General features: G+C 64.7%; 28 protein-coding genes. 9 read left to right on the top strand and 19 right to left on the bottom strand.

Annotation, left to right across the window (positions count from 1 at the left end):
- Window positions 1–98: 98 nt before the first annotated feature.
- Entirely contained in the window at window positions 99–1,379 is a 1,281-nt protein-coding gene (locus KAK11_RS08280) for an NAD(P)/FAD-dependent oxidoreductase (protein ID WP_210808184.1), read from the bottom strand.
- Between the two features lie 9 nt (window positions 1,380–1,388).
- A complete protein-coding gene (locus tag KAK11_RS08275) occupies window positions 1,389–1,730 on the bottom strand; it encodes a c-type cytochrome (protein ID WP_246498689.1) in 342 nt (113 codons plus the stop codon).
- Between the two features lie 158 nt (window positions 1,731–1,888).
- Here KAK11_RS08275 and KAK11_RS08270 point away from each other — a divergent pair, with 158 nt between their 5' ends.
- The 3 genes from KAK11_RS08270 (at window position 1,889) to KAK11_RS08260 (ending at window position 3,376) form a co-directional block, all read left to right on the top strand.
- On the top strand, window positions 1,889–2,434 hold the full coding sequence (locus KAK11_RS08270; protein ID WP_210808180.1) for a TlpA family protein disulfide reductase: 546 nt from the start codon (window positions 1,889–1,891) through the stop codon (window positions 2,432–2,434).
- Window positions 2,431–2,760: a c-type cytochrome gene (locus KAK11_RS08265; RefSeq protein WP_210808178.1), complete on the top strand. Its 330-nt coding sequence runs from the start codon at window positions 2,431–2,433 to the stop codon at window positions 2,758–2,760. Before KAK11_RS08270 ends, KAK11_RS08265 begins: the two co-directional genes overlap by 4 nt.
- Window positions 2,761–2,872: 112 nt before the next feature.
- Window positions 2,873–3,376, top strand: coding sequence for an outer membrane lipoprotein (locus tag KAK11_RS08260; RefSeq protein WP_210808176.1), 504 nt, complete (start codon window positions 2,873–2,875; stop codon window positions 3,374–3,376).
- Window positions 3,377–3,468: 92 nt separating this feature from the next.
- Here the strand turns inward: KAK11_RS08260 and KAK11_RS08255 are convergent, their stop codons facing one another.
- From KAK11_RS08255 to KAK11_RS08220, 8 genes are all read right to left on the bottom strand, one after another.
- Complete coding sequence (locus KAK11_RS08255) at window positions 3,469–4,056, bottom strand: Tll0287-like domain-containing protein (RefSeq protein WP_210808174.1); 588 nt, start codon at window positions 4,054–4,056, stop codon at window positions 3,469–3,471.
- On the bottom strand, window positions 4,053–4,367 hold the full coding sequence (locus KAK11_RS08250; RefSeq protein WP_246498735.1) for a c-type cytochrome: 315 nt from the start codon (window positions 4,365–4,367) through the stop codon (window positions 4,053–4,055). The genes KAK11_RS08255 and KAK11_RS08250 overlap by 4 nt, the downstream gene beginning before the upstream one ends.
- A gap of 119 nt (window positions 4,368–4,486) precedes the next feature.
- Complete coding sequence (locus KAK11_RS08245; RefSeq protein WP_210808170.1) at window positions 4,487–5,221, bottom strand: HAD-IA family hydrolase; 735 nt, start codon at window positions 5,219–5,221, stop codon at window positions 4,487–4,489.
- Window positions 5,214–6,251: a class II fructose-bisphosphate aldolase gene (gene fba / locus KAK11_RS08240; RefSeq protein WP_210808168.1), complete on the bottom strand. Its 1,038-nt coding sequence runs from the start codon at window positions 6,249–6,251 to the stop codon at window positions 5,214–5,216. The genes KAK11_RS08245 and fba overlap by 8 nt, the downstream gene beginning before the upstream one ends.
- Before the next feature lies 1 nt (window position 6,252).
- Window positions 6,253–6,972, bottom strand: coding sequence for a phosphoglycolate phosphatase (gph, locus tag KAK11_RS08235; protein ID WP_210808166.1), 720 nt, complete (start codon window positions 6,970–6,972; stop codon window positions 6,253–6,255).
- Window positions 6,973–6,985: 13 nt separating this feature from the next.
- Window positions 6,986–9,052 carry a transketolase gene (gene tkt, locus KAK11_RS08230; protein ID WP_210808164.1) on the bottom strand — a complete coding sequence of 689 codons (2,067 nt, stop codon included), beginning with the start codon at window positions 9,050–9,052 and terminating at the stop codon, window positions 6,986–6,988.
- A 16-nt stretch (window positions 9,053–9,068) separates the two neighbouring features.
- On the bottom strand, window positions 9,069–9,953 hold the full coding sequence (locus KAK11_RS08225; RefSeq protein WP_210808162.1) for a phosphoribulokinase: 885 nt from the start codon (window positions 9,951–9,953) through the stop codon (window positions 9,069–9,071).
- Window positions 9,954–10,022: 69 nt separating this feature from the next.
- Complete coding sequence (locus tag KAK11_RS08220; RefSeq protein ID WP_210808160.1) at window positions 10,023–11,201, bottom strand: class 1 fructose-bisphosphatase; 1,179 nt, start codon at window positions 11,199–11,201, stop codon at window positions 10,023–10,025.
- 126 nt (window positions 11,202–11,327) lie between these two features.
- Between KAK11_RS08220 and KAK11_RS08215 the strand changes: the two genes are divergently transcribed.
- The gene (locus KAK11_RS08215; protein ID WP_210808158.1) at window positions 11,328–12,296 is read left to right on the top strand and encodes a LysR family transcriptional regulator; all 969 of its coding nucleotides are present in this window, start codon (window positions 11,328–11,330) and stop codon (window positions 12,294–12,296) included.
- Here KAK11_RS08215 and KAK11_RS08210 read toward each other — a convergent pair.
- Complete coding sequence (locus tag KAK11_RS08210) at window positions 12,275–12,898, bottom strand: TetR/AcrR family transcriptional regulator (protein WP_210808156.1); 624 nt, start codon at window positions 12,896–12,898, stop codon at window positions 12,275–12,277. The two genes, KAK11_RS08215 and KAK11_RS08210, sit on opposite strands and share 22 nt — an antisense overlap.
- Window positions 12,899–13,023: 125 nt before the next feature.
- Between KAK11_RS08210 and KAK11_RS08205 the strand changes: the two genes are divergently transcribed.
- Window positions 13,024–13,872: a DUF6920 family protein gene (locus KAK11_RS08205; protein WP_210808154.1), complete on the top strand. Its 849-nt coding sequence runs from the start codon at window positions 13,024–13,026 to the stop codon at window positions 13,870–13,872.
- Window positions 13,873–13,919: 47 nt separating this feature from the next.
- Here the strand turns inward: KAK11_RS08205 and KAK11_RS08200 are convergent, their stop codons facing one another.
- A complete protein-coding gene (locus KAK11_RS08200) occupies window positions 13,920–14,246 on the bottom strand; it encodes an antibiotic biosynthesis monooxygenase family protein (RefSeq protein WP_210808957.1) in 327 nt (108 codons plus the stop codon).
- A gap of 2 nt (window positions 14,247–14,248) precedes the next feature.
- A complete protein-coding gene (locus KAK11_RS08195; protein WP_210808152.1) occupies window positions 14,249–14,893 on the bottom strand; it encodes a LysE/ArgO family amino acid transporter in 645 nt (214 codons plus the stop codon).
- 77 nt (window positions 14,894–14,970) lie between these two features.
- Here KAK11_RS08195 and KAK11_RS08190 point away from each other — a divergent pair, with 77 nt between their 5' ends.
- From KAK11_RS08190 to KAK11_RS08175, 4 genes are all read left to right on the top strand, one after another.
- A complete protein-coding gene (locus KAK11_RS08190) occupies window positions 14,971–15,861 on the top strand; it encodes a LysR family transcriptional regulator ArgP (RefSeq protein WP_210808150.1) in 891 nt (296 codons plus the stop codon).
- 61 nt (window positions 15,862–15,922) lie between these two features.
- Window positions 15,923–16,780 (top strand): SDR family NAD(P)-dependent oxidoreductase, encoded by an 858-nt coding sequence (locus tag KAK11_RS08185; RefSeq protein ID WP_210808148.1) that lies wholly within the window; start codon window positions 15,923–15,925, stop codon window positions 16,778–16,780.
- Between the two features lie 147 nt (window positions 16,781–16,927).
- The gene (locus tag KAK11_RS22035; RefSeq protein WP_259373544.1) at window positions 16,928–18,499 is read left to right on the top strand and encodes a methyl-accepting chemotaxis protein; all 1,572 of its coding nucleotides are present in this window, start codon (window positions 16,928–16,930) and stop codon (window positions 18,497–18,499) included.
- A 105-nt stretch (window positions 18,500–18,604) separates the two neighbouring features.
- Window positions 18,605–18,886: a hypothetical protein gene (locus tag KAK11_RS08175; RefSeq protein WP_210808146.1), complete on the top strand. Its 282-nt coding sequence runs from the start codon at window positions 18,605–18,607 to the stop codon at window positions 18,884–18,886.
- An 8-nt stretch (window positions 18,887–18,894) separates the two neighbouring features.
- Here KAK11_RS08175 and KAK11_RS08170 read toward each other — a convergent pair whose 3' ends face one another.
- The 6 genes from KAK11_RS08170 to KAK11_RS08145 all read right to left on the bottom strand — a co-directional run bounded on the left by KAK11_RS08170 (window position 18,895) and on the right by KAK11_RS08145 (window position 26,254).
- On the bottom strand, window positions 18,895–21,198 hold the full coding sequence (locus KAK11_RS08170) for a nitric oxide reductase activation protein NorD (RefSeq protein ID WP_310737769.1): 2,304 nt from the start codon (window positions 21,196–21,198) through the stop codon (window positions 18,895–18,897).
- Window positions 21,199–21,211: 13 nt separating this feature from the next.
- Entirely contained in the window at window positions 21,212–22,018 is an 807-nt protein-coding gene (locus KAK11_RS08165) for a CbbQ/NirQ/NorQ/GpvN family protein (protein WP_210808144.1), read from the bottom strand.
- Window positions 22,019–22,036: 18 nt separating this feature from the next.
- Complete coding sequence (locus KAK11_RS08160; protein WP_210808142.1) at window positions 22,037–23,419, bottom strand: ribulose-bisphosphate carboxylase; 1,383 nt, start codon at window positions 23,417–23,419, stop codon at window positions 22,037–22,039.
- Window positions 23,420–23,514: 95 nt separating this feature from the next.
- Window positions 23,515–24,063 (bottom strand): group I truncated hemoglobin, encoded by a 549-nt coding sequence (locus tag KAK11_RS08155; RefSeq protein ID WP_210808140.1) that lies wholly within the window; start codon window positions 24,061–24,063, stop codon window positions 23,515–23,517.
- The gene (locus KAK11_RS08150; RefSeq protein WP_210808137.1) at window positions 24,060–24,995 is read right to left on the bottom strand and encodes a DUF3034 family protein; all 936 of its coding nucleotides are present in this window, start codon (window positions 24,993–24,995) and stop codon (window positions 24,060–24,062) included. The genes KAK11_RS08155 and KAK11_RS08150 overlap by 4 nt, the downstream gene beginning before the upstream one ends.
- A gap of 65 nt (window positions 24,996–25,060) precedes the next feature.
- Window positions 25,061–26,254 (bottom strand): YbfB/YjiJ family MFS transporter, encoded by a 1,194-nt coding sequence (locus KAK11_RS08145; protein WP_210808135.1) that lies wholly within the window; start codon window positions 26,252–26,254, stop codon window positions 25,061–25,063.
- Window positions 26,255–26,256 lie beyond the last annotated feature (2 nt).

The following is a 26,256-nucleotide window of genomic DNA, read 5'->3' as shown; positions in this document are numbered from 1 at the left end:
TTTCCATTCGTATAAACGAATGGTGTCACTGCCGCCGCTTCTGAGGCTTGACCTGCATCAGGCGCGGCCGCCTCTGCCGCCAGGCCTGGTGGGTGAACTTACTTCAGCGTGTCGGCCCAGATATTGGCCGCCCAGGCTTCGGCATAGCGGCCTTCCAGGTCTGAGCGCACGTCGGACACGCCGCCGGAACCCCCAATGGTGAAGAAGCTCTTCTTGGGCGCTTGGTACTCGTGCACGCTGGCCACGTGGATCACATGGGTGGCATCCACATAGCTCATGCAAACGTTGGTGAGCATGGGGTGCGGGTTGATCTCCCACCCTTTGAGCTCCGCCACGATGGCCGCCGCCGTGACCTTGGCATGCGAGTTGGCCATGTGGCCAGACTTGGGCATGCCCTGTGCCACCTGAATCGAGTCGCCCAGGACATGAATGTCTTTGGCCGCCGTAGATTCAAAGTTCAGGAAGTTGGTGTGGCACCAGCGCCCGTTGGCATTGGCCAGGCCTGTGCTCACCGCAATCGCACCGGCGCGCATCACCGGCAGCACGTTCAGCACATCAGCCTTGACGTCGTCCTGCACATCGAACTTGACGGTGCGGGTCTTGCCATCCACCGCCACGGCCTTGTGCTGCGGCCGGTACTCGACCATGTCGCCGTACAACTCCTTCCAGGCCTTTTTGAACAGCGGGCCTTTGGAGGTCACGTCTTGATTGGCGTCCAAGATCAGCACCTTGGACTTGGGCTTGTGCTTTTTGAAGTAGTCAGCCACCACGCTGGCCCGCTCATAGGGCCCGGGCGGGCAGCGGTAAGGTGCCTCAGGGATGCTGATGGCATAGACGCCGCCATCCCGCATGTCCTGCAGTTGCTTTTGCAGGGCCAGGGTCTCGGGGCCGGCCTTCCAGGCGTGCAGGATCTGCCCCGCTTCATGGGCCGCTTTCAAGCCCTCTGTTTGGTCCCACATGAAGTCAATGCCGGGCGACATCACCAGCTTGTCATAGCGCACCTCGCCGCCACTGGCCAGCACCGCCACCTTCTTAGCAGGGTCGATGCGCGTCACCATGTCATGCACGATGCGCACGCCATGCTTGCTGCTGAGGCCATCGTAAGGCGTGGTGATGTCCTTCATGGTCTTCATGCCGGCAATCACCAAGTTGGAGACCGGGCAGGACACAAAGGCCTTGCTGGGCTCGACCATCATCACGTCGATGCTGTAGTCCGACAGCAAGCGGATGTACTTGGACACCGTGGCGCCACCGTAGCCCCCGCCCACCACCAAGACTTTGGCTCGGCTGTTGTCGCTGCCGCCCATGGAGGCACAGCCGCTCAGGCCCAGTGCACCGCTTGCGGCCAAGCCGGCCAGAATGGTTCTGCGTTGCATCATGATCAGTCCTTACTTCTTGCTGCCAAAGTACTTGGCCAGGGTTTCCAGTTGCTCCTGGGAGTAGCCCTTGGTGATCTGATGCATGATGGTGGCTTGACGCTGGCCATTGCGAAAGGCCATCAACTGGCTCAGGATGTAGTCTTCAGGCAAGCCGGCCAGACGGACCATGGCTTCTCCTTCGACGGCCTTGCCGTCCGTGCCGTGGCACTGCGCGCAGGTCGCGGCCAATGCGCGGGTGCGCAAGCTGTTGGCATCGACGGCCGCAGCCTGGCCCGCCCATGCACACAAGGCCAGCGCCAAGGCGGGTGCCCATGGCCGACGCGTCAACGCTGAGGGAGTAGGAGTTCGCATCATCCGGATCTTTCGCGATAAAGCTTGAGGGCAGCCGACTTGTCTCTTGCATCGACGGTCGTGTGAACAGGCCCTAAGTGTGGCTAAATATCATTGAATGCTGATGCAGTGTTATCCCTAGTGGCGCCACAGTTCACCCTGACAGATACCTCTGGCCTATGAATTCACCAAGTCCCATCCCCCGCCCCCTCGGGCTCAGCCGTCGGCGCTGGGCGCAGGCCTGTGCGGCCTGGGTGTGCACGGGCATGCGCGCGGGGTCGGCCCAGACGCCAGGGGCCGCGCCAGCTCAAATGGCCTGGCCCTCGCAGCTGCCGCTGCTGGACGCCCCTCCACTCAGCGAGGAACAACTGCGCAGCAAACCGTGCGTGCTGGTGTTCTTCAGCATCGATTGCCCCTATTGCCGCCGCCACAACCAACGCTTGAACAAACTCGCCGCCCAATACGGCGATCGCATTCGGGTGATCGGTGCCGCGACCGACACCGACCTGAACGCCTTGCGCCATTACCGCGACAGCCAAGGCCTCAGCTTTGCCCTCAGCGCGGGATCACAAGCCCTTCGGGCGCGCGTCACACCGCGCAAGGTGATCCCATTCACTGCCGTGATCGCGGCGGATGGCTCGTTCAAGGAACGAATTCCTGGTGAAATGACCGAAGAAGACATCATGGGCCTCGTTCGCTGGGCCCCCAAAGGAGAGTACCGATGAAGTCCTGGCTTGTCGCCATCGTTTCTGCGGGGGTCTGGATCACCTCCGCCCAGGCCCAAACCGTGCCTCTGTTTGAAGGCGCCGATCTCAAGCTGGGGCAGTCCCTGATCCGCACCCACAACTGCGCCGGCTGCCACGGCCGCCACATGAATGGCCCCGCAGACGACATCTATAACCCCAAAGGCAAGATCAACACCCCGGCGGCGTTGCGCGGCATGGTGGACATGTGCGCCAATGAGCTGAATTTGCAGCTTTTCCCTGAGGAAGTGACGGCGATTGCGGCTGTACTCAACCGCGACTTCTACCGATTCACGGCCAAGCCTTGACCGGCCCGACATGCTTCTTTACCGAACGGGCGCGATACTGCAGGCTTCGCCGGTCAACGGCACAGCGGCTGGCGGCGTTCGCTGTATCGCTCTTGTTCTAAGGAAGACTCTCATGAAGAAAATTGCTCTCAGCGTCTTGGTTCTGGCCAGCCTGGCTGCCTGCTCCACCACCAGCCCAGACGTCATCAAGCGTGAAGACGCCCAGCGCATGTCCACCGTGCAAGACGGCGTGGTGCTGTCGACCCGCCCGGTCAAGGTTGAAGGCTCCCAAAGCGGCATCGGCGGCGTCGCTGGTGGCGTCGTCGGTGGCGTGGCAGGCTCGTCCGTGGGCGGCAAGCGGGAGTCCGTGGTCGTTGGCGTGCTGGGCGCCGTCGCCGGGGCGGTGGTCGGCAACGCCATTGAAAAGGCGGGCACGCAAGAAGAAGCGGTGGAGCTGCTGATTCAGCTCAAGAACGGTGACCGCCGTGCCATCGTCCAAGCCAAGGGCAATGAAACCCTGCAGCCGGGCGAGCAAGTCATCATCGTCACCACGGGCGGCAAGGTGCGCGTCACGCGCGCCCCAGCGGGCACGCCGCCGATGGCCGGTGCGTCTGCGCCGGTGTACTCGCCGCGCTGAGCGGCTCACCAAAAAAAAGGGGGCTGCGGCCCCCTTTGCGTTGATCGGCCGCAGCCAGACTGAAGCCCGCCTTGAGCGGGCTTGCAGCGGCCCTAAAGTGGCCTGCGGACCGACAATGCGCCGCGGATCTGCCCGACGCTGTAGCCCAAGGCTTGGTCCTGCGGATAGTCGCGGGCCAAGCTGGCACGCAGGTCTTGGCTGACCTGATCGCCAACGCCATGGCACTGCACGCAGAATGGCCCCACAGGGATGGCGCGCAGATAGCGGAATTCTGGCTTGCCCTGGCTGTCCCGGACCACCTCACCCACCTCTAAGGCCTCAGGCTTTTCACCCCGGGCTGCGCGGATGTTGAACTCGGCCAAGTGCCGAGCCTCCCAGGCGTCAGGCCGGCCTCGCTCGGGGTTGCGGGTCTTGAGGCTGACGCGGCTCAAGCGCCAGCCGGTTTCCTCGGCCTTGCGCTGCAGGGCTTGAGGCGCTTTCTCTTTGCAAACTGGAATGGCCTGGGCTGCACCTCGCTGCTGCACTTCGGCCGTGGCCATGCCCACCACTTGTGGCAAAACCGGCATCGCCTTTTGACGAGTGTCCAGTTTCAGCCCTTCTAGATCTTGAGCCGTGAAGTCGGCCGCCCCAGCGGCGGCCGTCACCAGCATCAGGCCCAGGGCCGTCAGCGTTTGCTTCACTTGGCGCCGCCGGCCACCCAGGCGGCCAGGGTCTTGGCGTCGGCGTCAGACAGTGCGGCCTGGGCCGGCATGGGCACGGGGCCCCACTTGCCACTGCCACCCTTCTTGATGCTTTCGGTCAACTTGGCCACGGCGTCTTTATCGCCCGCGTACTTCTTGGCCACGTCTTGATAGGCCGGGCCGACCAGCTTTTTGTCCACCGCATGGCAGGCCATGCAGGCGCTCTTCTTGGCCAAATCGAGGTTGGCGTGGGCGGCAGGCACCGCTGCCAAGGCCAAGGCCAACACCGTCGCTGCTTGCTTGACGTTCATCATTGATCATCTCCAAAACTACCCACAGCTCAAACGCTGAGCCCGCTTCACCTTGTGTTCAAGGCACTATATTCCTTATTAATGATATACAAGTTGAACGACGTCCGATCTCCTGACTTTCACGCATCTGTGCGGCTGCCCTGCCACACTCGCCCCGCGCGACACCGCCCAGGCGGCCCATCAGCCCAATGGGCCACGCGGGGGCTGGCCAAGACAGCCTCCTCCAGAACCGGGAAGTAGACGCTGGGGCGCCACCAGACTTGGAGCCCGGCAGCGAGCGCTGCAGCCACGCCGGGGCCGGAATCTTCCATCGCCACGGCTTGGTCAGCCTCCAGCCCCAGCGCCTGTAGCGCTTGAACGTAGGCCTCCGGGTCAGGCTTCTTGCGTTGCGTGTCTTCACCACACACGACGATCTCAAACCACGCCTGCCAATCAGCCCCCAAGAGCCGCCCCAACAATGCCTGGACATTGCTGCGGCTGGTGGTGGTGACAATGCCTTGCCGAACGCCCGCCGCACGGGCCTCCCGCATCAGCCCCAGAACCCCAGGGCGCGCTTGGATGCCTCCCTCATCGACCAGAGCGGCATACAGCTTGTTCTTGAGCCGATGCAAACGCAGGGCCAACTCCTCTCGCGCCACAGGGTCACGGGGCACACCTTCGCGATCAGCCATGTCAGCCAGGATGCGCTCCCTCCCGCCCGTGATGTGCAACAGCGCCCCATAGCGCCGCTCGTCCCAGCCCCAATCCAGCCCCGCTTGCGCAAAGGCACGATTGAAGGCGACCCTGTGACCGTCGCGTTCGGTTTCGGCGATGGTGCCGTCCACATCCCACAGCAGACATTGCAGCTCAGACATAGCGCCTCACCATAGCCTCCAGCGGCAAGGGCTTGATGGCGTGGCCTTGGCCGGCACAACCAAAGGCCTCGAAGCGCGCCACGCACAGGCCTTGGGCGGCCTTGGTGGCAGCGGCCCAGGCCTTGCGAGGGTCAAACTCAGTGGGCTGTTGAGCCATCAACTGCCGCATCGCCCCCGTCATGGCCAGGCGGATGTCGGTGTCGATATTGACCTTGCGCACGCCGTTGGCAATGCCACGCACAATCTCTTCGACCGGCACCCCGTAGGTCTCCTTGATGTCGCCACCGTACTGACGAATGATGGCCAACCACTCTTGGGGCACGCTGGAGCTGCCATGCATCACCAAGTGCGTGTTGGGGATGGCGGCATGGATCTGCGCAATGCGGTCGATGGCCAGCACCTCGCCGGTAGGCGGGCGCGTGAACTTGTAGGCGCCATGGCTGGTGCCGATGGCAATGGCCAAGGCATCCACACCGGTGCGAGCCACAAAGTCTTTGGCTTCCGTCGGGTCGGTCAGCATCTGGTCGTGACTGAGCTTGCCGGCTGCGCCCACGCCATCTTCCTCGCCGGCCTCGCCAGTTTCCAAGGAGCCCAGGCAGCCCAACTCACCCTCCACCGACACCCCCACCGCATGCGCCATGCGGCAGACATCCGCCGTGACGGCCAGGTTGTAGTCGTAGCTGGCGGGCGTCTTCGCGTCTTCCCTCAACGAGCCGTCCATCATCACGCTGGAAAAGCCCGAGCGAATAGCCTGGATGCAGACCGCTGCCGACGCGCCATGGTCTTGATGCAAGCACACCGGAATGTCGGGGTGGGTCTCAATGGCCGCCAGCACCAGGTGGCGCAAATAGGCCTCGCCAGCGTACTTGCGCGCACCGGCGCTGGCCTGCAAGATCACCGGGCTGTCGGTGGCCTGAGCGGCCTGCATGATGGCCTGGATCTGCTCCAGGTTGTTCACATTGAAGGCGGGCACGCCGTAGCCCCGTTCGGCCGCGTGGTCCAGCAGTTGTCGCAATGAGATCAAGGCCATGTCAGGCTCCGTACGGTGACAGTGAGTGAGGGTCGTGGGCGCGCTTAGCGGCCAGTGCGTGATCAGCGATGTCCGACAAGCTGAAGAAGAGCCGGTCCGGCTGCGAAGCCTCGATGGGCTCACCCGCGTTGTAGCCCCAGGGCACGGCCCAAGCGGCCACGCCGGCGGCCTTGGCGGTCTGCACATCGGTGCGCGAATCCCCCACATGGGCTGCGCGGTGCGCCTCCCCGCCCAGCACCTTGAGGATGTGGAACACCGGCTGAGGGTCAGGCTTGCGCTGGGGCAGAGAGTCACCGCCGATCACAAGCTCCAGCAAAGCCGACAAGCCTGCGGCCTGCAAGACCTTGACGGCAAAGCGGTGCTCTTTGTTGGTCAGGCAGGCCACGCGCACGCCGGCGGCTCGCAATCGCTGCAAGCTCTCTGCGCAGCCCGGGTAAGGCCGCGGGTCCATGCCGGCCGTGCAGCTGTAGTGGTAGTCCAGGCGATTGAACATCTGCAGCTCGTCGAGCTTGAGCTGATGCCCGGGGTAGTCGCGCAGCACATGGGCCAAGAGGCCTTGCATCATTTGGCGCGTGCCGGCGCCGATGAACTGAGACACGGCTTCCACGGACTGCCGGGGTAGCCCGCATTCGACCAAGGTGCGGTTGGCGGCCTCAGCAATTTCCGAGGCGGTGTCGACGAGCGTGCCGTCGAGGTCAAAGGTGATGACGCTGTAACGCATAAGGGGTGTCTCCTCACTGTTCATGGCCAGAGGCCGACGCAGGCTGCGGCTGAGCATGCGCCACGGCCTTTGCCACCACCTGCGCCACATGTTCAGGCGTGAAGCCATAGGCCTTCATCAGCTCAGGCCCGGGGGCCGACTCGCCGAATTGGTCCACACCCACGGTCGCGCAGCAGCCATAGGCCGCCCACAGCCGGGTGACACCGGCCTCCACCGCCACGCGGGGACGCTCAGACATCAGCACGCTGCGCTGGTAGTCGGCGGGCTGGCGGTCAAACACCGAGGTGGACGGCATGGAGACCACCCGCACCGGCAGGCCGCGCGCGTCCAACTGGGCTTGTGCGGCCATGGCCAGCGCCAGCTCCGAGCCCGTCGCGATGATCACCGCGCGCGCATCAGGCCGATCGCTCAGCACATAGCCGCCTCGGCGAATCGCCATGACTTGCTCTGGGCTGCGCGGCTGAGCCGCGAGGTTCTGGCGCGACAAGAGCAGCGCCGACGGGCGATCGGTTTGCGCAAGCGCCATGCCCCAGGCGGCAAAGGTCTCGGTCTCATCACCCGGCCGCCAAACATCGAGCTGCGGGATCAAACGCAAGGAGGCCGCGTGCTCCACTGGCTGGTGGGTCGGGCCGTCTTCGCCCAGGCCAATGCTGTCGTGGGTGAACACATGCACCACGCGCTGGCGCATCAGCGCCGCCATGCGGATGGCGTTGCGGCTGTAGTCGCTGAAGGTCAGGAAGGTGCCGCCGAAGGGCATCAAGCCGCCGTGCAACGCCACGCCATTCATGATGGCCGCCATGCCAAACTCGCGCACGCCGTAGTTGATGTAGCGCCCACCGGGCTCGCCGCCGCGCACGGCTTGGGCCCCTGGCCAGTCGGTCAGGTTGGAGCCGGTCAGGTCGGCCGAGCCACCCAGCAGTTCAGGCAAGCGCTGGGCCAGCACGGCGATGGCGTTGTGCGAGGCCTTGCGCGAGGCCGCCGTCTGGGCGCGCTGCTGCACCGCCGCCAACTGCGCGATCCACTCGGCCTCAAAGCCCTCGGGCAACTGGCCCGACATACGGCGTGCCAGCTCTGCAGACTCTGTGGGATAGGCCTGCGCATAGGCCGCCCAGCGCTGCTGCCAGTCGGCTTGCGCGCGGGCACCGGCCTCGCGCGCATCCCAGCGCGCTGCCACATCGGCCGGCACGGTAAACGGCGCGGCCGTCCAGTCCAAGGCCGCCTTGGTGGCTTCAATCTCGGCACCGCCCAAGGGCTCACCATGGGCCTTGGCCGTGCCCTCACGCGCCGGGCTTCCCTTGCCGATGGTGGTGCGGCAGATGACGAGCGTGGGCTGATCGTGCTGAGCGCGCGCCTGCTGCAAAGCGGCGTCCAGCGCGTCCACATCATGCCCATCGACCGGCCCGATCACGCGCCAACCGGAGGCCTCAAAACGAGCCGCCGTGTTGTCGGCAAACCAAGGGGTGACGGCACCGTCGATGCTGATGCCGTTGTCGTCGTACAGCGCGCAGAGCTTGCCTAAGCGCCATGCGCCCGCGAGTGAGATGGCCTCTTGGCTGATGCCTTCCATCAGACAGCCGTCGCCCATGAAGACCCAGGTGCGGTGGTCAACCACCGTGTGGCCAGGGCGGTTGAACTCATCGGCCAAGAGCTTCTCGGCCAGCGCCATGCCGACCGCATTGGTCAAGCCTTGGCCCAGCGGGCCGGTGGTGGTCTCCACACCCGGCGTGTGCCCCACTTCCGGGTGGCCGGGCGTGCGGCTGCCGCGCTGGCGGAAGCTTTTCAGCTCAGACATGGGCAGGTCATAGCCCGTCAGGTGCAAGAGCGCATAGAGCAGCATGGAGGCGTGGCCGTTGCTCAGCACAAAGCGGTCGCGGTCCCACCACTGCGGGTCGCCGGGGTTGTGCTTGAGGTGGCGTGTCCACAGCGCTTCGGCCATCTCGGCCATGCCCATGGGCGCGCCGGGGTGGCCGGAGTTGGCTTGTTGCACCGCATCCATCGCCAAGGCGCGAAGCGCGTTGGCCAGGGGGTGACGTTGGCCGTTATCCGGGCGAAGCACCCGGTCTGAAGAAGTTGATGCCATTTGCGTTTGCCTCGGTTTAGAGCGCGCCCAAGATTCTTTTCTTGCGCTCCATCATTCGCCAGATGAAGGGCGTGAAGATCAGCTGCATGGCCAGCTCCATCTTGCCGCCGGGCACCACCACGGTGTTGGCCCGCGACATGAAGCTGTCGTTGATCATGTTGAGCAAATAAGGGAAGTCGATGCCCTTGGGATTCGCAAAGCGGATCACACACAGGCTTTCATCGGCACTCGGAATGTCACGCGCGATGAAGGGGTTGGAGGTGTCCACCACCGGCACGCGCTGGAAGTTGACATGCGTGTGCGCAAACTGCGGGCAGATGTAGTTCACATAGTCGGGCATGCGGCGCAAGATGGTGTCGGTCACGGCCTCGGCGCTGTAGCCCCGCACGTTCTTGTCGCGGTAGAGCTTTTGGATCCACTCCAAGTTGATGACCGGCACCACGCCAATCAGCAAGTCGGGGTGGCGGGCGATGTTGACCTCAGGCGTCACCACCGCGCCGTGCAAGCCTTCGTAGAACAGCAGGTCCGTGCCCTCGGGCAGCGCCTCCCAGGGCGTGAAGGTGCCTGGGTCTTGCTGGTAGGGCGCAGCCTCCACCGGGTCGTGCAGGTATTTGCGGCGCTGGCCATTGCCGCATTCGCCATAGCTGCGGAACAGTTGCTCCAGTTCGGGGAAGAGGTTGTTCTCCGGGCCGAAGTGGCTGAAGTTCTTGTTACCTTCCTTCTCGGCCTCGGCCTGGCGCTTGCGCATCTCCAAGCGGTCATAGCGATGGAAGCTGTCGCCCTCAATGATGGCGGCGCTGACTTTTTCGCGGCGAAAAATGTTCTCAAAGGTTCGGGTCACCGACGAGGTGCCGGCGCCGGATGAGCCGGTGATGGCGATGATGGGATGTTTCTCAGACATGGTGCGTCTCCAAAAGGGCAATGCGGCGGCCTGCCCCTGCGTGCAGCAGAGCGGCTTGAAGGGGGTCTGTCAGTCTCTGAAGAGGCTGCGCTCGGTGAACAGCGGGGCCACCTCGTCGCGCGGTGCCGGCTGCTGGTGGTAGCGCTCGATGCGCTCGACTTCGTTCTTGGAGCCAAACACCAGGCCGATGCGCTGATGCAGCTCGGTGGGCTGCACCCCCAACACGGGCTGGCGGCCCGTGGAAGCGCGGCCACCGGCCTGCTCCATCAAGAAGCCCACCGGGTTGGCTTCGTACATCAGGCGCAGGCGGCCAGCATTCAGCATAGGGTCGCGGGCACGCGCCGGGCCGCTCCCAAGCGTGCCCGCCACCCCCTCGGGGGGCGACGACCGCAGCGCGGACGTCTGGGGGCTCGGTTTCTTGTCGCGGGGGTACATGAACACACCGCCGCGCATCAGGATGCGGTGGGCCTCGGCCACCATGGACGCGATCCAGCGCATATTGAAGTCTTTGCCACGCGGCCCCGTGGCGCCGGCCAAGCACTCGTCCACATAGCGCTTGATGGGCGCTTCCCAAAAGCGGCTGTTGGACGCATTGATGGCGAACTCGCGGGTGTCTTCAGGCACCCGCACATCGGGATGGGTGAGCATGAACTCGCCCAGGTTGGGGTCCAGGGTGAAACCCGCCACGCCATTGCCCACGCTCAACATCAACATGGTCGTTGGCCCGTAGAGGGCGTAACCGGCCGCCACCTGCGTGCTGCCGGGCTGCATGAAGTCGGCCTCTTTGACATCGCGCCCGGTTTGCGTCACCTCATCAGGCGCCCGCAAGATCGAGAAGATGCTGCCCACAGACACGTTGACGTCGATGTTGGATGAGCCATCCAGCGGGTCGAACACCAAGAGGTACTTGCCGCGCGGGTAATTGGCCGGGATCTGATAAGGCTCGGCCATCTCTTCAGATGCCAAGCCGGCCAAGTGGCCCGACCACTCGTTACGCCGAATGAAGACCTCGTTCGACAACACATCCAGCTTCTTCTGCACCTCGCCCTGCACATTGACGGCGCCGCCGACCATCTCCACGTCGCCGCTGCTGCCGCCCAACTCCCCTAGGGCCACGGCCCGGGCGATGGCCTTGCAAGCCAGCGAGACATCCAGCAGCAAGGCATTGAGCTCGCCACTGGCGCCTGGAAAGCGGCGGCGCTGCTCGATCAGGTACTGGGTCAGCGTGGACCGGTTGGACAAAGGCATGGCGGAGGTCTCCTTATGGTTCTGACAGGCGGGGCCCCAAGCGCGACAGGGCCGATGACGCAATGTAGAGATGGCGTCGTTTAAGGTAAATTCATTCATCTTTGGCTTTTGATTCAGAGAAACTTAATGAAGACTGTGACCTTCCGCCAGCTCAGGGTTTTCACGGAGGTGGCGCGGCACTTGAGCTTTGTGCGGGCGGCGGAGAGCCTGCACCTCACGCCGCCGGCGGTGACCATGCAGATCAAGGAGTTGGAAGGCGCCATCGAGCTGCCGCTGTTTGACCGCCAAGGCCGCAAAGTGGCGCTGACCACGGCGGGCGAGTACTTCTTGGTCTATGCCAAACGCCTGCTGGCCACACTCAAAGACGCGGACGACGCCATGGCGCGCTTTCGCAAGCTGGAGACAGGCTTGTTGACGGTGGGCTTGGTCAGCACCGCCAAGTACTTTGTGCCGCGCCTCTTGGTCAACTTCCGTCAGGAGCACCCGGGCGTGGAGGTGAAGCTCACCGTCAGCGCCAACCGCGAGCAGTTGGTGACGCATTTGGTGAACGGTGAGGTGGACTTGGCCATCATGGGCCGCCCACCGCGCGACTTGGCCGCGCGCTCGGAACCCTTTGCGGCCAACCCCCATGTGTTTGTGGCGCCGCCGGGCCACCCCATTTTTCGCAGCGGCCACCCACCGGTGTCGGCCTTGGCGGCCTTTCCGCTGATCGTGCGTGAGGCGGCCTCAGGCACCCGCGCGCTGATGGACCGCTTCTTTCAAGACCACCGCGTAGAGCCGCGCCTTGCGATGGAAATGCCCAGCAACGAGACCATCAAGCAAGCCGTGATGGCCGGCATGGGCCTGAGCTTTCTGAGCCTGCACACCCTGGGGCTGGAGCTGAAGACGCGCGAGCTGGAGATCATCAACGTCGAGGACACCCCGGTGATGCGGCTGTGGAATGTGGTGCACCTGCAAAGCCGCGTGCTCTCCCCTGCCGCCGAGGCCTTTCGCTACTTCATCCTAGAAGAAGGCGAAAAGTACTTGGCGGCGCATGATGCGCCATGGTTGAAGCCAGCGGAGGGGCCGCCGAGTCACGGCGCCTCGGGCCTCTGAAACAAGCGGCAAGTCAGGCGAAACGCGCGCTCCGAGCGCTCGATCATTTCAGGCTCGGTCAGGGGCGGCACATTGCCCAAGGCCTGCCGAAACTGCAGCTCGCCCAAAAGTAGATCGATGTAGGTCTGTGCCATGCCCTCAGGCGCCATGTCGGAGACAAACACCCGCTGATGCACCAAGCGTTGCATCAAGGCACAGATCAGTGGGTACAGCACATCACGAGCGACTTCATCAATCGCTTGAGGCAGCACACCAGTCTCTGCCGCGTCAATCACCGCAGCGCGGTTCATGATGATGGCGTACTCATCGGTGGTGAAGCGCAACAGCGCAGGCCCGAGGGCGCGCAAGGCCTGGTGTGGGTCCTGTTCGGCCTGGAGCGACGCTTGAAGCTGCTCACGCACGGCCCCGCCGAAGCTGGCAATGATGCCGCGAAACAGCTCCTGCTTGTTGCGGTACCAGGCATACAGGGTTTGGTTGGAGGCCTGAGCCCGCTTCGCAATCAGCAGCATGCTGGTCTTCTTGTAGCCCAACTCCTTGAGCAAGGCGAAGGCTGCCGCTTCAATCTCTGTACGGCGTTCGTGGCGGTCGGAAGTAGGCGGCATGGTGGAGGCGCTCGAAATTGCACTTGCGGCCAAAGTGTACATGCATATACACTTCACCATTAACAGTACACACGTGTACTAACGATGACTCTAAGTCCACATCAAACCCTTAAACCCCTCCTCTCATGACCTCTCGACTCAGATCTCTCAGCCTCGCTCTGCTGCTGTGCGCCACCGTTGGCGGCATGGTGGTGGGCCTGGCCCATTGGCGCACTGAACAGGACATCGCGGCCTTTGAAGAGCGCATCGCCACCCTGGGGGGCGCCAATGCGTCGCCCACAGTGAGCGCCCAGGATCTCGCGGCCTTGCCGGCTCCTGTGCAGCGCTACTTCCGCTACACCTTTCCAGAGGGCGTGCCGCGCTACAAGGTCGTGCGGCTTGCTGCCAGTGGCCAGTTCCGTCGTCCAGGCACGAGCAGCTTTGCGCCCACAACGGCGCGGCAAGTCATCGCAGCGGGTGTGCCGGCCCTGATGTTCTCAGCGACGACGCCCATCGTGCCCGGCGTCTGGGCGCGCGCCTATGACTTCTTTGCCGAGGGCGATATGGAGATGAAGGCCAAGATACTCTCCACCATCACGGTCGTCGATGAAGGACAAAGCCCCACCCTCAACCAGATCTCACTTCGCCGCTGGCTGCTGGAGAGCGCGCTCTACCCCGTGGCGCTGCTGCCGGGTGGGCCGGTGCGCTGGGAAGCGTTGAATGAGCACAGCGCTCGGGCGGTGGTCACATGGGCCGGGATGCAGGCCAGCATGGTGGCGCACTTCAGCCCCGAGGGCATGATGACCGCGATGGAGTCAGAAACAGACGGCGACCTCAGCACGCCTTACCACGGCTCTGGCGAGCATGTGGCCCGCAGCAACTATCAACGCCAAGGCTTGCAAATGCTCCCGATGGATTTCACCATCTCGCGGCGTGCCCAGGGCAAATTGCATCCGTTTTGGAAGGGCCGCATCGACAGCATCAGTGTGCAATGAGCGGCCGACCGTGGCCACACCTTTGCGTTTGCGGCTGCGCCGAGGCTTCAGCCCCCTGTTTGACCGAGCGGATGCGCTAAGCGCCCATCCCCATGATGGCGCAGCACCTCGGCGATGACCACCTGATAGCCCTTGAGCCAGCGGGCCTGCAGGGCCTTGGCCTCGCGGTGCTCAGGCAGAGCCATCAGTGCTTGGACTGACGCCCAATCGCGCCAGTAGTAGACATTGCACACCTGGCCCGTCGTGGCCGAATCCCAGCTCTCTTCACCGATGTAGCCGGGCAGCGCGCGGGCCGCTTGAGCAATGCGCGCATCCAGCGCATGAAACGCCTCGTCGTAGTCGCCTGGCAGAAAGGTGAAGGTGGTGGTGAACATCGTCACAGGGGTGTTCCTTCAAGCGCTTGGCGGGCCAAGCTGACGGCCAGCACGCTCATGGTCAGGCCGACCACGCCGTCCAGCACACGCCAGGCCAGCGGCTTGGCAAACAGCGGCGCCAAGGCCCGCGCACCATAGCCCAAGAGCACAAACCACAACACACTGGCACCACCCGCCCCCAACAAAAACGCAGCCTGCGTGCCCTGGGGTTGGCGCGCGCCCACCGCGCCCACCAGCACCACGGTGTCGAGGTAAACATGGGGGTTGAGCAGGCTCAACGTCAAGGTCTGGGCCAGCACCGTGGCCACCGGTCGGGTGGCGGTGTTCGCGTCCGCGCTCAAGGATTCTGCCTGGCCCATGCGCCGAAAGGCTGAGACGGCATACCAAGCCAGCAGCAGCGCACCGCCCAGCGCCAGCGCCTGCAAGGCGGCCGGGTGCTGGCCCAGGCTGGCCGCCAGGCCGCTGACGCCCAGCGTCATCAGCAGCACATCCAGCGTGGCACAGGTGGCCACTACCGCGCCCACGTGCTCGCGCTTGATGCCTTGCTGCAGCACCAAGGTGTTTTGCGCGCCAATGGCGACGATGAGCGAGGCGCTGAGGGTGAAGCCCGTGAGCAGCACCGGCCATGTTTGAGCAGAGATCCACATGCGCCCAGTGTCGCTGAGTGGGGTGGCTTCTTGGATGAAATCTGCTAAGGTCGATGAAGCAATGCTTCACAACAACCATGATTGACACCCACCTGCTGCAAACCGTGGCCGCCGTCGTGCGGGAAGGCAGCTTCGAGCGCGCTGCGCAGCGCCTGCACCTCACGCCCTCGGCGGTGTCCCAGCGCGTACGCCTGCTGGAAGACCGCCTGGGCACGGCTCTGATACTGCGGGGCCTGCCCTGCACAGCCACCGAGGCGGGCGCCAAGCTCTGCCGCCATGCCGACATGGTGGGCCTGCTCGAAGACGAGCTGCGCCGCCAACTGCCCGCCACCGCCAGCGCCAGCACCGCCCACAGCAGCTTGCGCATTGCCGTGAACGCCGACAGCTTGGCCACTTGGTTTTTGCCCGCGCTGGCCGAAATGGCCCAGGCCGGCACGGCCTGGCTGGACGTGACCGTGGCTGACCAAGACCAAACCGCCGAAGGCTTGCGGCGCGGCCACGTCTTGGCGGCCGTCACCTCCCAAGCCGCCGCAGTGCCGGGCTGCCGCAGCCGCAAACTGGGTGCGCTGCGCTATGTGGCCACCGCCAGCCCGCGCTTCATGGCGCGCTGGTTTGGGCGGGGTGTCAACGCCGAATCCCTGGCCGTGGCCCCCTCGCTGGTGTTCAACCAAGACGACCGCCTGCAAGAGCGCTGGGTCAAGCGCCTGCTGCGCCGCAGCCTGGCTTTGCCGGCGCATCGCTTGCCGTCATCAGATGCTTTTGTACGCGCCGCCCTGGCCGACATGGGCTGGGGCATGAACCCGCTGCCCCTGGTCGCCCCCTTGCTGGCCAGCGGCGCCTTGGTGGAGCTGCTGCCCGACAAGCCCCTGGATGTGCCGCTGTATTGGCAGGTCGTCATGCTGGACGTGCCGCTGCTGGATGAGCTCAGTGCGTGTGTGCTGCGCCATGCGCGCCTTGAGCTGTCATGATCGGTCCTGTCACCAGAACCCGACAAAGCGTGTTGACCGTTCCTCGACCCTGAGCATCCCTATGCACAACGCCCCCGTCACCCTGATCACCGGCGCCAGCAGTGGCATCGGCCGCGTCACCGCCCTCGCGCTGGCCCGCGCAGGCCATCGCATGGTGCTGGCCGGCCGCGGTGAACGCAAACACCAGCCGGTGCTGGAAGAGATCGCGGCCCTGCCGGGTGCCCCCGAGGCACGCTGGCTGCCCCTGGACTTGGGCGACTTGGCCTCAGTGGCTGCCTGCGTCAAAGTGTTTGAGGCGCTCGGCTGGCCACTGCACACCTTGATCTTGAATGCCGGCTTGGCAGGCCAGCGAGGCCGCAGTGCCTCCGGCTTTGAGATGGCGTTTGGCGTCAACCACCTGGGCCACTTTGCGCTGACACAAGCCCTGCTCCCCTGCTTGCAGGCTTCAGCGCCAGCGCGGGTGATCACGGTGGCCAGCAAGATGCACTTCCGGGCCAAAGGCCTGGATTGGGATGCGCTGCAGCGCCCCACCGCCAGCCTGACCGGCGTGCCGGAGTACAACGCGTCCAAACTGGCCAATGTGCTGTTTGCCACCGAGCTGGCGCGACGCTTGGCGGGCACCGGCGTCGAGAGCTATGTGGTGCACCCCGGCATTGTGGCCACCGAGGTGTGGCGCCACGTGCCGGCGCTGGCGCGCCCGCTGCTGAAGCTGATGCTCAACATGATCACCCCCGAAGAAGGCGCGCGCAGCACGCTGAAGTGCGCGCTGTCGCCCAGCGCTGAGCTGCAGGCCGGTGGGTATTACGACCGGGCCAGGCTGCGGTCCATCAGCCCGGTGGCCCAAGACTTGGCCTTGGCCCAGGATTTGTGGCAACACAGCGAAAGGTGGGTGGCTAAGGCCACAGGACAGCCGCACTGACCGCTCGCGGGCCTCTGCGACCGAAGGCTCGAAATGCGGCCATCGGCAGGGTGTTCTCGTCGGATTGAGGCACGTAGAGGCGGCTAAGCTGCAGCGCGGATCTCTGTTCAGCCGCGATACCCCTCAGCCCATCAACGAGAACGGCTCATGTTCAAGAACATCAAGCTCTACCACTTTGTGTTTGTAGCACTCACGGCCTTCTGGATCGCCTTTCTGGCGCTGGTCGGCACCGCGTGGTGGGGCATGAGCAAGTCTGCTGATGTATTGGCTGAAATCCAGCAATATCGATCCGTCCAGATCGAAACCCTGACCAAGATCCAACTTTTGGTGGAGCAGGAGCGGCTGGAGATCTTGCGAGCAGCCCAGCATGACCCCTCGAGCGAGTTGAGCAAGACGCACGACCACCCGATAGACAACCATTTCAAGTCCATCTCAGAGCGGCAGGCGCAGAGCAACACCCTGTGGGACTCCTTGAAGAATGAGCAAGCCTCGCCCGCAGAGAAGGCCTTGGTGGAAAAAGCACTGACGACCCGAACCGCCCTCGCACCGACCATTCAGGCCGTCACATCTGCCTTTGCCAAGGGCGACTTCAGCCCTGAGGTGATGTCGGCCTTCTTGGTGTCAACACGGCAGCAAGGCAAGGCCATGATTGACGCCCTAGAAGAGCTGCGGGCTTACCACAACCAGCAAAGTGGGCTGGCGGTGGCAGAAGCACTCACCTTGCAGAAGCGCATCGGGGGAGGCTTTATCTTTTTGGCCATCTTCTTTGGCTTGCCCGGTGCTGTGATTTGCACGCTGATTTTGCGCCGCATCACCCATGGGTTTGCGCAAGCCAATGCGGTGACCTCCACCATCGCCAGTGGGGACTTGACTGCGGACATCCAGGTCGACGGCAAGGATGAGATCGGGGAGTTGATGCAGCGCCTGCACACCATGCGCACCAGCTTCTTGCGTGCTCTGCAGCAAGTGCGTACGGCCGCAGACAGCATCTCTCACGCTTCGGTCGAAGTAGCCGCAGGCAACAGTGATTTGAGCCAACGGACCGAACAAACCTCTCAGAACCTGCAGCAGACGGCGGCCTCTTCAGAGCAGTTGGCCCAAACCGTGCGCCAAAACGCCCATCATGCCCAAGAGGCCACCAGCTTGGCCATGAGTGCATCCGATGTGGCCACACGCGGCGGGGATTCTGTCTCCCAGATGGTCGGCACGATGCGAGAGATCCAGGACAGCTCACGCAAGATTGCTGACATCATCGGCGTGATTGACGGCATTGCCTTCCAGACCAACATCTTGGCGCTGAACGCGGCGGTGGAAGCCGCGCGCGCCGGTGAACAGGGGCGGGGCTTTGCGGTGGTGGCCTCTGAGGTACGCAGCTTGGCTCAGCGATCAGCCGGCGCTGCGCGCGAAATCAAAGCCTTGATTCAATCCAGCGTAGAGCGCGTTGAAAGCGGCACACGGCAAGCCGACCAAGCAGGGGCGACCATGAATGAAGTGGTCCAGGCCATTCGCAAGGTCAGCCATATTGTGGAAGACATCAACAAGGCCAGCCAAGATCAAGCACGAGGCGTGGCGCAAGTGGGCGAAGCGGTTTCCGCCATGGACCAGGCCACCCAGCAAAACGCTGCGCTCGTGCAGCACAGCGCCACCGCCAGCGAGGAGATGCGGCAACAAGCGCAGGTGCTCAGTGCGGCAGTGGGGCAATTCAAACTACCGAGCTGACAGACTCCTTCGGGCGCAGGGCCTTCGGAGGCCTTGAGTCCTGTCGATCTGTGTGACATTCGACCAGCCCACCGTGGCGGAGTCGTCGCACAATCGTGGTCGACCATGACGCTCTCCAGAATCATTGCCTCAGGCTTGACTGTGTACCTGTTGGGGACGTTCTTCGCCTCGGCGCCGGTCTATGTCGTGCTGAGCTCCACCATGACGGGCATGACGGTGGTGGGCTGGCTTCTGGTGTGGTTTGGTGTCGACATCGCGGATGTATTGTCTCTGCCGGACAGCTGGAATCCCACCGTGCTACGCGTCACAGACCGCTTCATCAAGGGCTTGGGTTGGCTGTGTCTGCTGGTTGTTGCCGGGCTCCACCTGCTGAGCAAGCTGAGCTGAATAGTGCTTCACCGGGTCAGCGCCACAAAGATCTCCGGCAAGCGCCGAGGCAACTGCTCCACACGGTCGATGACCGAATAGCGCGCGCCAAAAATGCGCTGCACATAGTCATCGGCCTGGGCATCCACGCTGACGCAATGGGTGTAGATGGACGCCTGATCGCGTAACTCGCGCACCGCATGGGCGGCGTCGTCAATCAAGTCCATCGGGTCGTTGCTGTCCACGTCGGCAGGCTGGCCATCCGTCAAGACCAACAACAGACGTTTGTCGGCCCGGCGGCCGCTCAAGAGATGCCCGGCATGGCGCAGCGCTGCGCCCATGCGCGTGGAGTAGGCGCCCTGCACGGCCGCAAGGCGGGCCTTGGGGGCGCTGTCTGCCTGCCAGTGTTCGCCAAAGCCCTTGATGTGCCAGTAGCGCACCTCATGGCGGGTGTTGGAGTGAAAGCCAGCAATCGCCAGCTGATCGCCCAGGGTTTGGATGGCTTGGGCCAACAGCGCCACGGCCGCGCGCGTCAGTGACAACACCGTCTGCCCCTCCACCCCCGGCACCGCATCGTTGACCGAGGCCGACAGGTCCAGCAGCAAAAGCACGGCCATGTTTCGACCTTGGCGCTGATGGCTGGAATACACGCGCTCGTCGAGCGTGTGTCCGCTGGCTCGCGCGTCGACGACAGCGCGCAGCGCAGCATCAACATCCAGCTCCGTCCCTTGCGCTTGCTGGCGCAGGCGTTGGCGGCCCTGGGGTTTGAGGGCGTCGAGCAAGCGCTGCAGGTGTTTGCTGGTGGCGCTGTGCTCGGCCAGCAATCGGTCAATCTGCGTGGCGTCCCCGGCGGGCTGCAGGCCATCAAACACACAGACCCAGTCTGGGCGCATGTGTTGGCTGCTGGGGTCCCATTCTGGGTAATGGCGCGGCGGCAGGCCGCCGGCTTGTGGCGGGGCTTGGGGCCGCGTGCGCTGGGGTTGATCTTCCTCATCACCGTCCTCAATGAAGGTCCAGAGGTGTCGGTTGTCGTCGCGCCACGGCACATGGGTATCCGCAAAGGCCACCGCGGCGCGCTGATCGCTTTGCTGGCGCGTGCGCGCCGCCCAGGCCAGGGCCATTTCAGCCATCTCACGGGTCGAACTCTCGCCCTCGGCCAAGGCCGCTTGAAAACGGGTGATGAAGCCCGCCTGCTCGGTGTCGGCCTCCAGGTCTCCCCACAGCAGCGCGCGCGACAAACGTGTCAGACGCACCCTCAGGGCGCTTTGTGCTTGGGCGTCCACCCCCTCCAGGGACGGTGAAGGGTGCAGGCGGCGCATGGTGGTTTGCAGGCCCGGCGCATGGCGCACCACCAAGGCATCGATGCGGGCATCTTCGAAGCACTCCACGGCCAGGCGCTGCAGGGGGCTCCAGTTGTCGGCCACCAAGGGGCTGGAGGCGCGCCTATGCATGGCCATGTGCGCCAACATCAGGCGATAGCTCAGCAGTGCGGGGACGCCGGCGGCGTCCTCCAGCACCTCGGGCAAGCGCAGGCCCAACAGGTCGCCATCCTGCGCCATGTAAGGCTGCAAGGGCGCCGCAGCCTGCGGGCCTTCCGCCTCCCCTTCTTGCAGTGCGATGGGCATGGGCACGAGCTGAGCCTCCAGCGCCCACAGCGCTCGCAGGCCCAAGGTCAGGCGCGCTTGGACATCCATCAGCAGCACGCCATGGCGCTCCCGCTGCAGCACGGCGCGGCTGTCCTCAGACTGCAGGCTGAAGTAGGCACGTTGCCGCTGCGGATGTCGCCCATGCAGGCGAATGCCCACCTCCATCCAGCGGCCCAAACCCGCCAAGGGGACTTGTCTCACCAGCCGAGGCGCTTGCTGCAGGAAGTCGATCAAGCTGGGGCTGGGTTCGGTGGCATGACGGCCATGGATGGAGACGCTGGTGGCGTGCACCAAGCGTTGTATCAACTGCCCGTAGACCTGCAGCGCCTGGATGTCGGGCAGGCGCCGCGCCACACCCGGCAGGCTCTGCAGGTAGGGGGCAATGGCTCGCCCGTTGGGCGACTTTTGTAGCACGGCCACGGTGTCAGCCACTGTAGGCAGGAGGGCTGGGCCTTGCTGCTGGATCAACGCTGGCAAGATGTCCAGGCCCGCCAACAAAGGCTCGGGGCCGCGGCCCAAACGGCCCAGCCCGGCGCAGAAGTCCAGCCAGGCCTCGATGTCGCCCGCAGGCAAGCATTGTTGGGCCTGCATGACGTGGTCTTCGAAGACGGCTTGCACCTCAGCAAAGCCTGAGCCCAGGCGCTGGCGCCAGGCTTCCAAGCGAAGGGCTTGGGCGGTCGAGTTCACTGCCGCTCCAGGCTCAGATCACAGCCAAGACCGCGTGCTCTAAGGCATCGCGCAGATCGGCATCGTCCGTCAGGGGGCGCACCATGGCCATCTGGCAGGCAGCGTGCAGGCTGACGCCACCTTGAATCAATCGCGCGGCATTGACCAGCAAGCGCGTGGACATGCCTTCCACCAGGCCATGTCCTTTGAGGCGCCGGGCAGCATGGGCCACGGCAATCAGCTGATGGGCCTGCGCACTGGAAATGCCGGTCTCGGTGCTCAGCACTTCCGCCTCGACATCGGCCTCGGGGTAGTCGAAGTCGAAGGCCGTGAAGCGCTGACGGGTCGAGGGCTTCAGGTCCTTCATCAGGCTTTGGTAGCCTGGGTTGTAGGAGATCACCAATTGGAAGTCAGGATGGGCGCGGATCAGCTCACCCTTTTTGTCCAGCGGCAACTGGCGCCGGTGGTCGGTCAAGGCATGGATGACCACCGTGGTGTCCTGCCTGGCCTCCACCACTTCGTCCAGGTAGCAAATGCCGCCATGGCGTGCGGCCAGGGCCAGCGGGCCGTCTTGCCAACGGGTGCCGCTGGGCTCCAACAAGAAGCGCCCAACCAAGTCGGCCGCCGTCATGTCCTCATTGCAAGCCACGGTGATCAGCGGCCGCTGCAGGCGCCAAGCCATGTACTCCACAAAGCGGCTCTTGCCGCAGCCGGTGGAGCCTTTGACCATCACCGGCAGACGGGCGGCATAAGCCGCCTCGAACAAGGCCACCTCGTCCGCTTGCGCCCGGTAGTGAGGCGGCTCGGCAATGCGCCAGTCGCGCAGGGGATCGTTGCTCATGGCCAAGCCTCTCTCTGGTCAGCGGTGGATGCCTGCCAGCTTGTCGCGCCAGCCCGGGAAAAGTGCGTCCGCATCCTTGGGGAAGCTGTCGAAAGCGCGTGCGAACTCGCGGTGCTCCTTGGCCCATTCAATTGGGTCGGCCTTGGCCTTCCAGCACTCGTAGGCTTGGCGCAGGCTGGTGGCCCCAGCCGCCGGGCTGTCGATGTGGCCATAGCTGCCGCCGCCAGCGGTGTTGATGACGTTGCCGTGGCCGAGGTTCTCGAAGAAGCCTGGCAGACGCAGCGCATTCATGCCACCCGAGATGATCGGCGTGGTGGGCTTCATGCCGAACCACTCTTGCGGGTAGATGGGGCCTTGGTAGCTGTCGCGCTCAATGATGTAGGCAATGGCGCGGTCGTCCATCTCGCCTTCCATCTTGCCGAAGCCCATGGTGCCCACGTGGATGCCGCTGGCCCCTTGCAGGCGCGACATTTTGGCCAGCACATAGGCGGTATAGCCGCGCTTGGCGCTGGGGCTGGTGACGGCACCGTGGCCCGCACGGTGGTAGTGCAAGTATTGGTTGGGGAAGGTGCGACGCGCCGTGGTAACCATGCCGGGGCCGCCCACATAGCCATCGACCAGGAAGGCCACTTTGTCTGCATCGGGGCCAAAGGCCTCCAAGATGTACTCACCACGCGCCACCATCTCATAGTGGTCATCAGCCGTGATGTTGGCCGAGAAAAGCTTGGCCTGACCGGTCTCGTCCATGGCGCGGCGCATGGCATCCACCACCAACGGGATGGTCTTCTTCATCGGCGCGAAGACTTGGTTGCCCTGGGGCTCGTCGTTCTTGATGAAGTCGCCCCCCAGCCAGAACTCATACGCAGCTTTGGCAAAGGGCTCGGGGCGCAGGCCCAGCTTGGGCTTGATGATGGTGCCAGCGATGTAGCCACCGTCTTTGACCGGGCGGCCCAAGATGCGCCACAGGTCTGAAATGTCCTTGGAGGGGCCATCGAACAACTGAATGGCGCGGGGCGGCATGTAGAAGTCGATCATCTTGGCATGCTGGATGTCGCCCATGCCTTGGTTATTGCCGATGACCAGGGTCAGGAAGCTGACGATCATCATCCGGCCGTCGGTGATGTTGCGGTCGAACAGGTCCAGCGGATAGGCGATGCGCATGTCCTCGCTGGCTTCGTCGATGTAATAGACCAAGGCGTCCACGCCCTTGGTGAACTCATCCGTGGTGCTGACCTCGACGTTGGTGCCGGTCGACGACTCGGCCGCAAAGTGCGCTGCGGCCTCCAGGTAGCCGTGCCCTGATTTGGGCTTCATTTTGTAGGCCACCAAGATGTGGCGGCCCCCGTCGATCAAGGCCTTTTCGCTCAGGCTCAGGTCGGCATAACGGTTCGATTGGTCCATCTGAAGTCTCCATCTGGGTTGCGTTGGTCAGCATCCTAGGAGGGCAGATGGATAAGGTGAAGTCAGCTTTTCTGAGTCTTCAGTTAAGGTAAGATTTAACGGACATTGACAATGTCTCGGTGCATGGGCGCCAGGACCGCCAGCAAGCGGCTCTGCACCCCGAAGGGCAGGCCTTGCACGTCCAGGCTGTGCTGCAGCACCTCCACCACGGCATTGAAGTCAGCGCGGCTGATGTCCATGCCGCTGTGCAGGCGGCGGTGGTTGCGCGCGCGGCTGCAAGGGCCGCCGCTGACCTGGCAGAACTCCAGTGCCAGCTCGGTTTTGAAGCGCTGGGCGTCCGAGCCTTCAAAGAACGGCGCCACGCGCCTATCCGCCAGCAAGCGGGTGTGAAAGACCGCCACCAAGGCCTCGATGCCGGGCTGGCCGCCCAAGGCGCGGTAGAGGCCATCGTCGGCCGGCATCGGGGGCAAGTAGGTGTCACGCAGGTCGGGCAGCACCGGGTCTGGCTCTTCAGCGCGGGCCTGGGTGGCCAGGCTCCAGGTCAGGGTGAAGACGCTGGCCGACAGCAAGGCCGCAGCCACCGCCTGAGCCGCCGGATGGGACCACCAGCGCAGCGTTGGAGGGGGAGACGCAGAATGGCTCATGGAGTGACCTGCACGGAGAGGTAAAGGCCGCGCTGCGGCTTGGGGGCAACGGCGGGAACGATGCGGCCCAGGTCGGCCCAGGCCACGGTCAAAGAAGCCGTCTTGGTGGGCGCCCAGGCGACGAACACGTCTTTCCAATCGTCGGCGGCCAGGCCCTCGCCCAAGGCTGACGGGTTGAGCTTGTCGGGCATGCGCCGGTACTCCGCGCCCACGGCCAGGTCGCGGCGCAAGAGCCAAGCCACGCTGAGCTCGGGCTGAAGGCTGCGCGCAGGGCTGGCGGTGCTGCCAAAGCCCAGCAGGCCATTTTGGTTGGCGCGGGTCCAGCGCAGCGTGCCGTTGAGCAGCAGCCCTGGCCCCAGCAAAAGCTTGGTGGCACTGAGCGTGAACTCGGTGTCGCGGGTACGGGCACCCAAAGCGGCCAAAGTCGGCGCCAGGCCCGCAGCGTCGAGACGGCGCATCTGCACGCCCAGCGCCAGTTGCGGCCAGGCGCTGTCGCTGTCCAACAGCGCCTCGCCCGCCATGCGCCACTTGGCGGCCAGCACGTCTTGCTTCAGGTGCAAACCGGGCAAGCCCAGCGCGGTGCCGGTGGCCCCCGTGTCAAAGTCTTGGCGCGCCAGCGACAACTCCCAGCGGTCGTCCCCACTGAGGGCCAAGCCGCCGCCCCAATAGCCATAGTCTTGGGTGCGCAGCCGCGTCACAAAGGCCGACCAACCCCATTGCCCCTCGGTGGCATAAGTGCCTGTCAACGCCCAAGGCGTCAGGCCGCCGCCGGCAGAGCCGTCCACGCTGGAGACGCCGCCTGTCAGCAGCAGCTTACCGTGGCGGGCATCCTCGTGCTGGCCCTGCGCCTGAGCGGCAGCAGGCAGGGCTGTCAGCCATGTTGCACAGGCTGCAGCAGCCCCGCACAACGTCCTTTTCAGAGCGGTGTTCATGCCGCTCATTCTGAGCAAGCCGCCCCTGCCGCCCCCGCAAAAAAGCAGGCGCTTTGGGCCCTGTTTCAGGCTTGCGGTGCCGGGGCGTCCTCAGGCAAGGTGGCCAACACCGCCATACCCGCCGCCATCACGGCGGCCGTCAGCCACAGCGCACCGCGAAAGCTGCCACTGGCCTGGGCCATGGCACCGGCCACGGCCGGGGCGATGATCTGCGCCGCGCCATAGCTCAGCGTCAGCCGAGCCATGGCTTTGCCAGGGTTGGCCGGCGAGCGCCGCCCCACCAAGGCCAGGGTCAGGCTGACGATGCCAATGAAGGTGGCGCCATAGCCCACCGCCCCGAGCAGCGCCGCCGCCAGTGAGCCCGACAGCGCGGGCAACACCACCGAGAGCGTCTGCAAGCCAAAGGCCAAGAGCAAGGCGCGCGTGTCGCCCAAACGCCGCGCGACGCGGTCCCACAAAAACACAGCCGGCATGGCCGCCAAGCCCACCAGTGCCCAGGCCAGCGGCCCTTGCCCGGCCAAGGCCGGCTCGCGCTCGACGATGGCCACGGTAAAGGTGGCGCTGATCACAAAGCCCCAGCCCGCCGCAAAGTAGCTGCCGGCCATGGTCCACATCCAGCGCTTGGACGCGGTGGGCGCTGCGGCTTGCGCGGCGGCGGTGGCCACCGACGGCGGCACCGGCGGGCGCCAGGCCCAAGCCGGCACAAAAAAGACCAGCCCCAGCACAGCCAAGGCCAGCCATTGGGACGACCACAAAGGCCAGACACGCTGTAAGACCCAAGCCCCCACGGCCGACACCAAAATGCCCAGGCCCAAGCCGATGAAGTGCAGGCCCAGCTCCGGCCTCCGCCCTTGGCGCATCAGCCAGCCCAGCACCAGCCCCGAGCCCAACAACATGCCCGTCGCGCCACACAAGCCTCCCAGATAGCGCCACAGCGCCCAGGCCGGCCACCAGGCCGAGACGGCCATCAAGGCCGTGCACAGCAGCGCCATCCACAAACCCGCGCTGTAGAGCCGGTGGCGCCAGCGCGCATCGTCAATCCAGGCGGCCGCCAGGGCGCCACTCATATAGCCGGCGTAATTGACCGCCGCCAAGCCGCCTGCGGCCGCATCACTCAGCCCCGTCTGCGCCTGCAAGGCCGGCAGCAGCGGGGTATAGGCAAAGCGCGCCAAGCCAATGGTCAGCACCAAGCCGCAGATGCCGCCGGTGATGACCTGCCAGGGCTTCAGAGCGCTCGAGGAGGTGGACAGCGAACCCACCC

It is taken from the genome of Ideonella paludis (assembly GCF_018069865.1).
In the GTDB taxonomy this organism is placed as follows: domain Bacteria; phylum Pseudomonadota; class Gammaproteobacteria; order Burkholderiales; family Burkholderiaceae_C; genus Ideonella; species Ideonella paludis.
The sequence above is the reverse complement of the archived record's forward strand: the minus strand, read 5'-3'. Positions and strand labels throughout refer to the sequence as shown.

Bases quoted from the DNA above. Each gene is read 5' to 3' on its own strand.
- KAK11_RS08200 (WP_210808957.1), bottom strand. From the start codon at position 14,246: ATGTTCACCACCACCTTCACCTTTCTGCCAGGCGACTACGACGAGGCG.
- KAK11_RS08190 (WP_210808150.1), top strand. From the start codon at position 14,971: ATGATTGACACCCACCTGCTGCAAACCGTGGCCGCCGTCGTGCGGGAA.
- KAK11_RS08260 (WP_210808176.1), top strand. From the start codon at position 2,873: ATGAAGAAAATTGCTCTCAGCGTCTTGGTTCTGGCCAGCCTGGCTGCC.
- KAK11_RS08280 (WP_210808184.1), bottom strand. From the start codon at position 1,379: ATGATGCAACGCAGAACCATTCTGGCCGGCTTGGCCGCAAGCGGTGCA.
- gph (WP_210808166.1), bottom strand. From the start codon at position 6,972: ATGCGTTACAGCGTCATCACCTTTGACCTCGACGGCACGCTCGTCGAC.
- KAK11_RS08165 (WP_210808144.1), bottom strand. From the start codon at position 22,018: ATGAGCAACGATCCCCTGCGCGACTGGCGCATTGCCGAGCCGCCTCAC.
- KAK11_RS08205 (WP_210808154.1), top strand. From the start codon at position 13,024: ATGACCTCTCGACTCAGATCTCTCAGCCTCGCTCTGCTGCTGTGCGCC.
- KAK11_RS08160 (WP_210808142.1), bottom strand. From the start codon at position 23,419: ATGGACCAATCGAACCGTTATGCCGACCTGAGCCTGAGCGAAAAGGCC.
- KAK11_RS08275 (WP_246498689.1), bottom strand. From the start codon at position 1,730: ATGCGAACTCCTACTCCCTCAGCGTTGACGCGTCGGCCATGGGCACCC.
- KAK11_RS08220 (WP_210808160.1), bottom strand. From the start codon at position 11,201: ATGCCTTTGTCCAACCGGTCCACGCTGACCCAGTACCTGATCGAGCAG.
- KAK11_RS08250 (WP_246498735.1), bottom strand. From the start codon at position 4,367: ATGAACGTCAAGCAAGCAGCGACGGTGTTGGCCTTGGCCTTGGCAGCG.
- KAK11_RS08185 (WP_210808148.1), top strand. From the start codon at position 15,923: ATGCACAACGCCCCCGTCACCCTGATCACCGGCGCCAGCAGTGGCATC.
- KAK11_RS08245 (WP_210808170.1), bottom strand. From the start codon at position 5,221: ATGTCTGAGCTGCAATGTCTGCTGTGGGATGTGGACGGCACCATCGCC.
- KAK11_RS08155 (WP_210808140.1), bottom strand. From the start codon at position 24,063: ATGAGCCATTCTGCGTCTCCCCCTCCAACGCTGCGCTGGTGGTCCCAT.
- KAK11_RS08150 (WP_210808137.1), bottom strand. From the start codon at position 24,995: ATGAACACCGCTCTGAAAAGGACGTTGTGCGGGGCTGCTGCAGCCTGT.
- KAK11_RS08225 (WP_210808162.1), bottom strand. From the start codon at position 9,953: ATGTCTGAGAAACATCCCATCATCGCCATCACCGGCTCATCCGGCGCC.
- KAK11_RS08270 (WP_210808180.1), top strand. From the start codon at position 1,889: ATGAATTCACCAAGTCCCATCCCCCGCCCCCTCGGGCTCAGCCGTCGG.
- tkt (WP_210808164.1), bottom strand. From the start codon at position 9,052: ATGGCATCAACTTCTTCAGACCGGGTGCTTCGCCCGGATAACGGCCAA.
- KAK11_RS08215 (WP_210808158.1), top strand. From the start codon at position 11,328: ATGAAGACTGTGACCTTCCGCCAGCTCAGGGTTTTCACGGAGGTGGCG.
- KAK11_RS08265 (WP_210808178.1), top strand. From the start codon at position 2,431: ATGAAGTCCTGGCTTGTCGCCATCGTTTCTGCGGGGGTCTGGATCACC.
- KAK11_RS08210 (WP_210808156.1), bottom strand. From the start codon at position 12,898: ATGCCGCCTACTTCCGACCGCCACGAACGCCGTACAGAGATTGAAGCG.
- KAK11_RS22035 (WP_259373544.1), top strand. From the start codon at position 16,928: ATGTTCAAGAACATCAAGCTCTACCACTTTGTGTTTGTAGCACTCACG.
- KAK11_RS08195 (WP_210808152.1), bottom strand. From the start codon at position 14,893: ATGTGGATCTCTGCTCAAACATGGCCGGTGCTGCTCACGGGCTTCACC.
- KAK11_RS08175 (WP_210808146.1), top strand. From the start codon at position 18,605: ATGACGCTCTCCAGAATCATTGCCTCAGGCTTGACTGTGTACCTGTTG.
- fba (WP_210808168.1), bottom strand. From the start codon at position 6,251: ATGGCCTTGATCTCATTGCGACAACTGCTGGACCACGCGGCCGAACGG.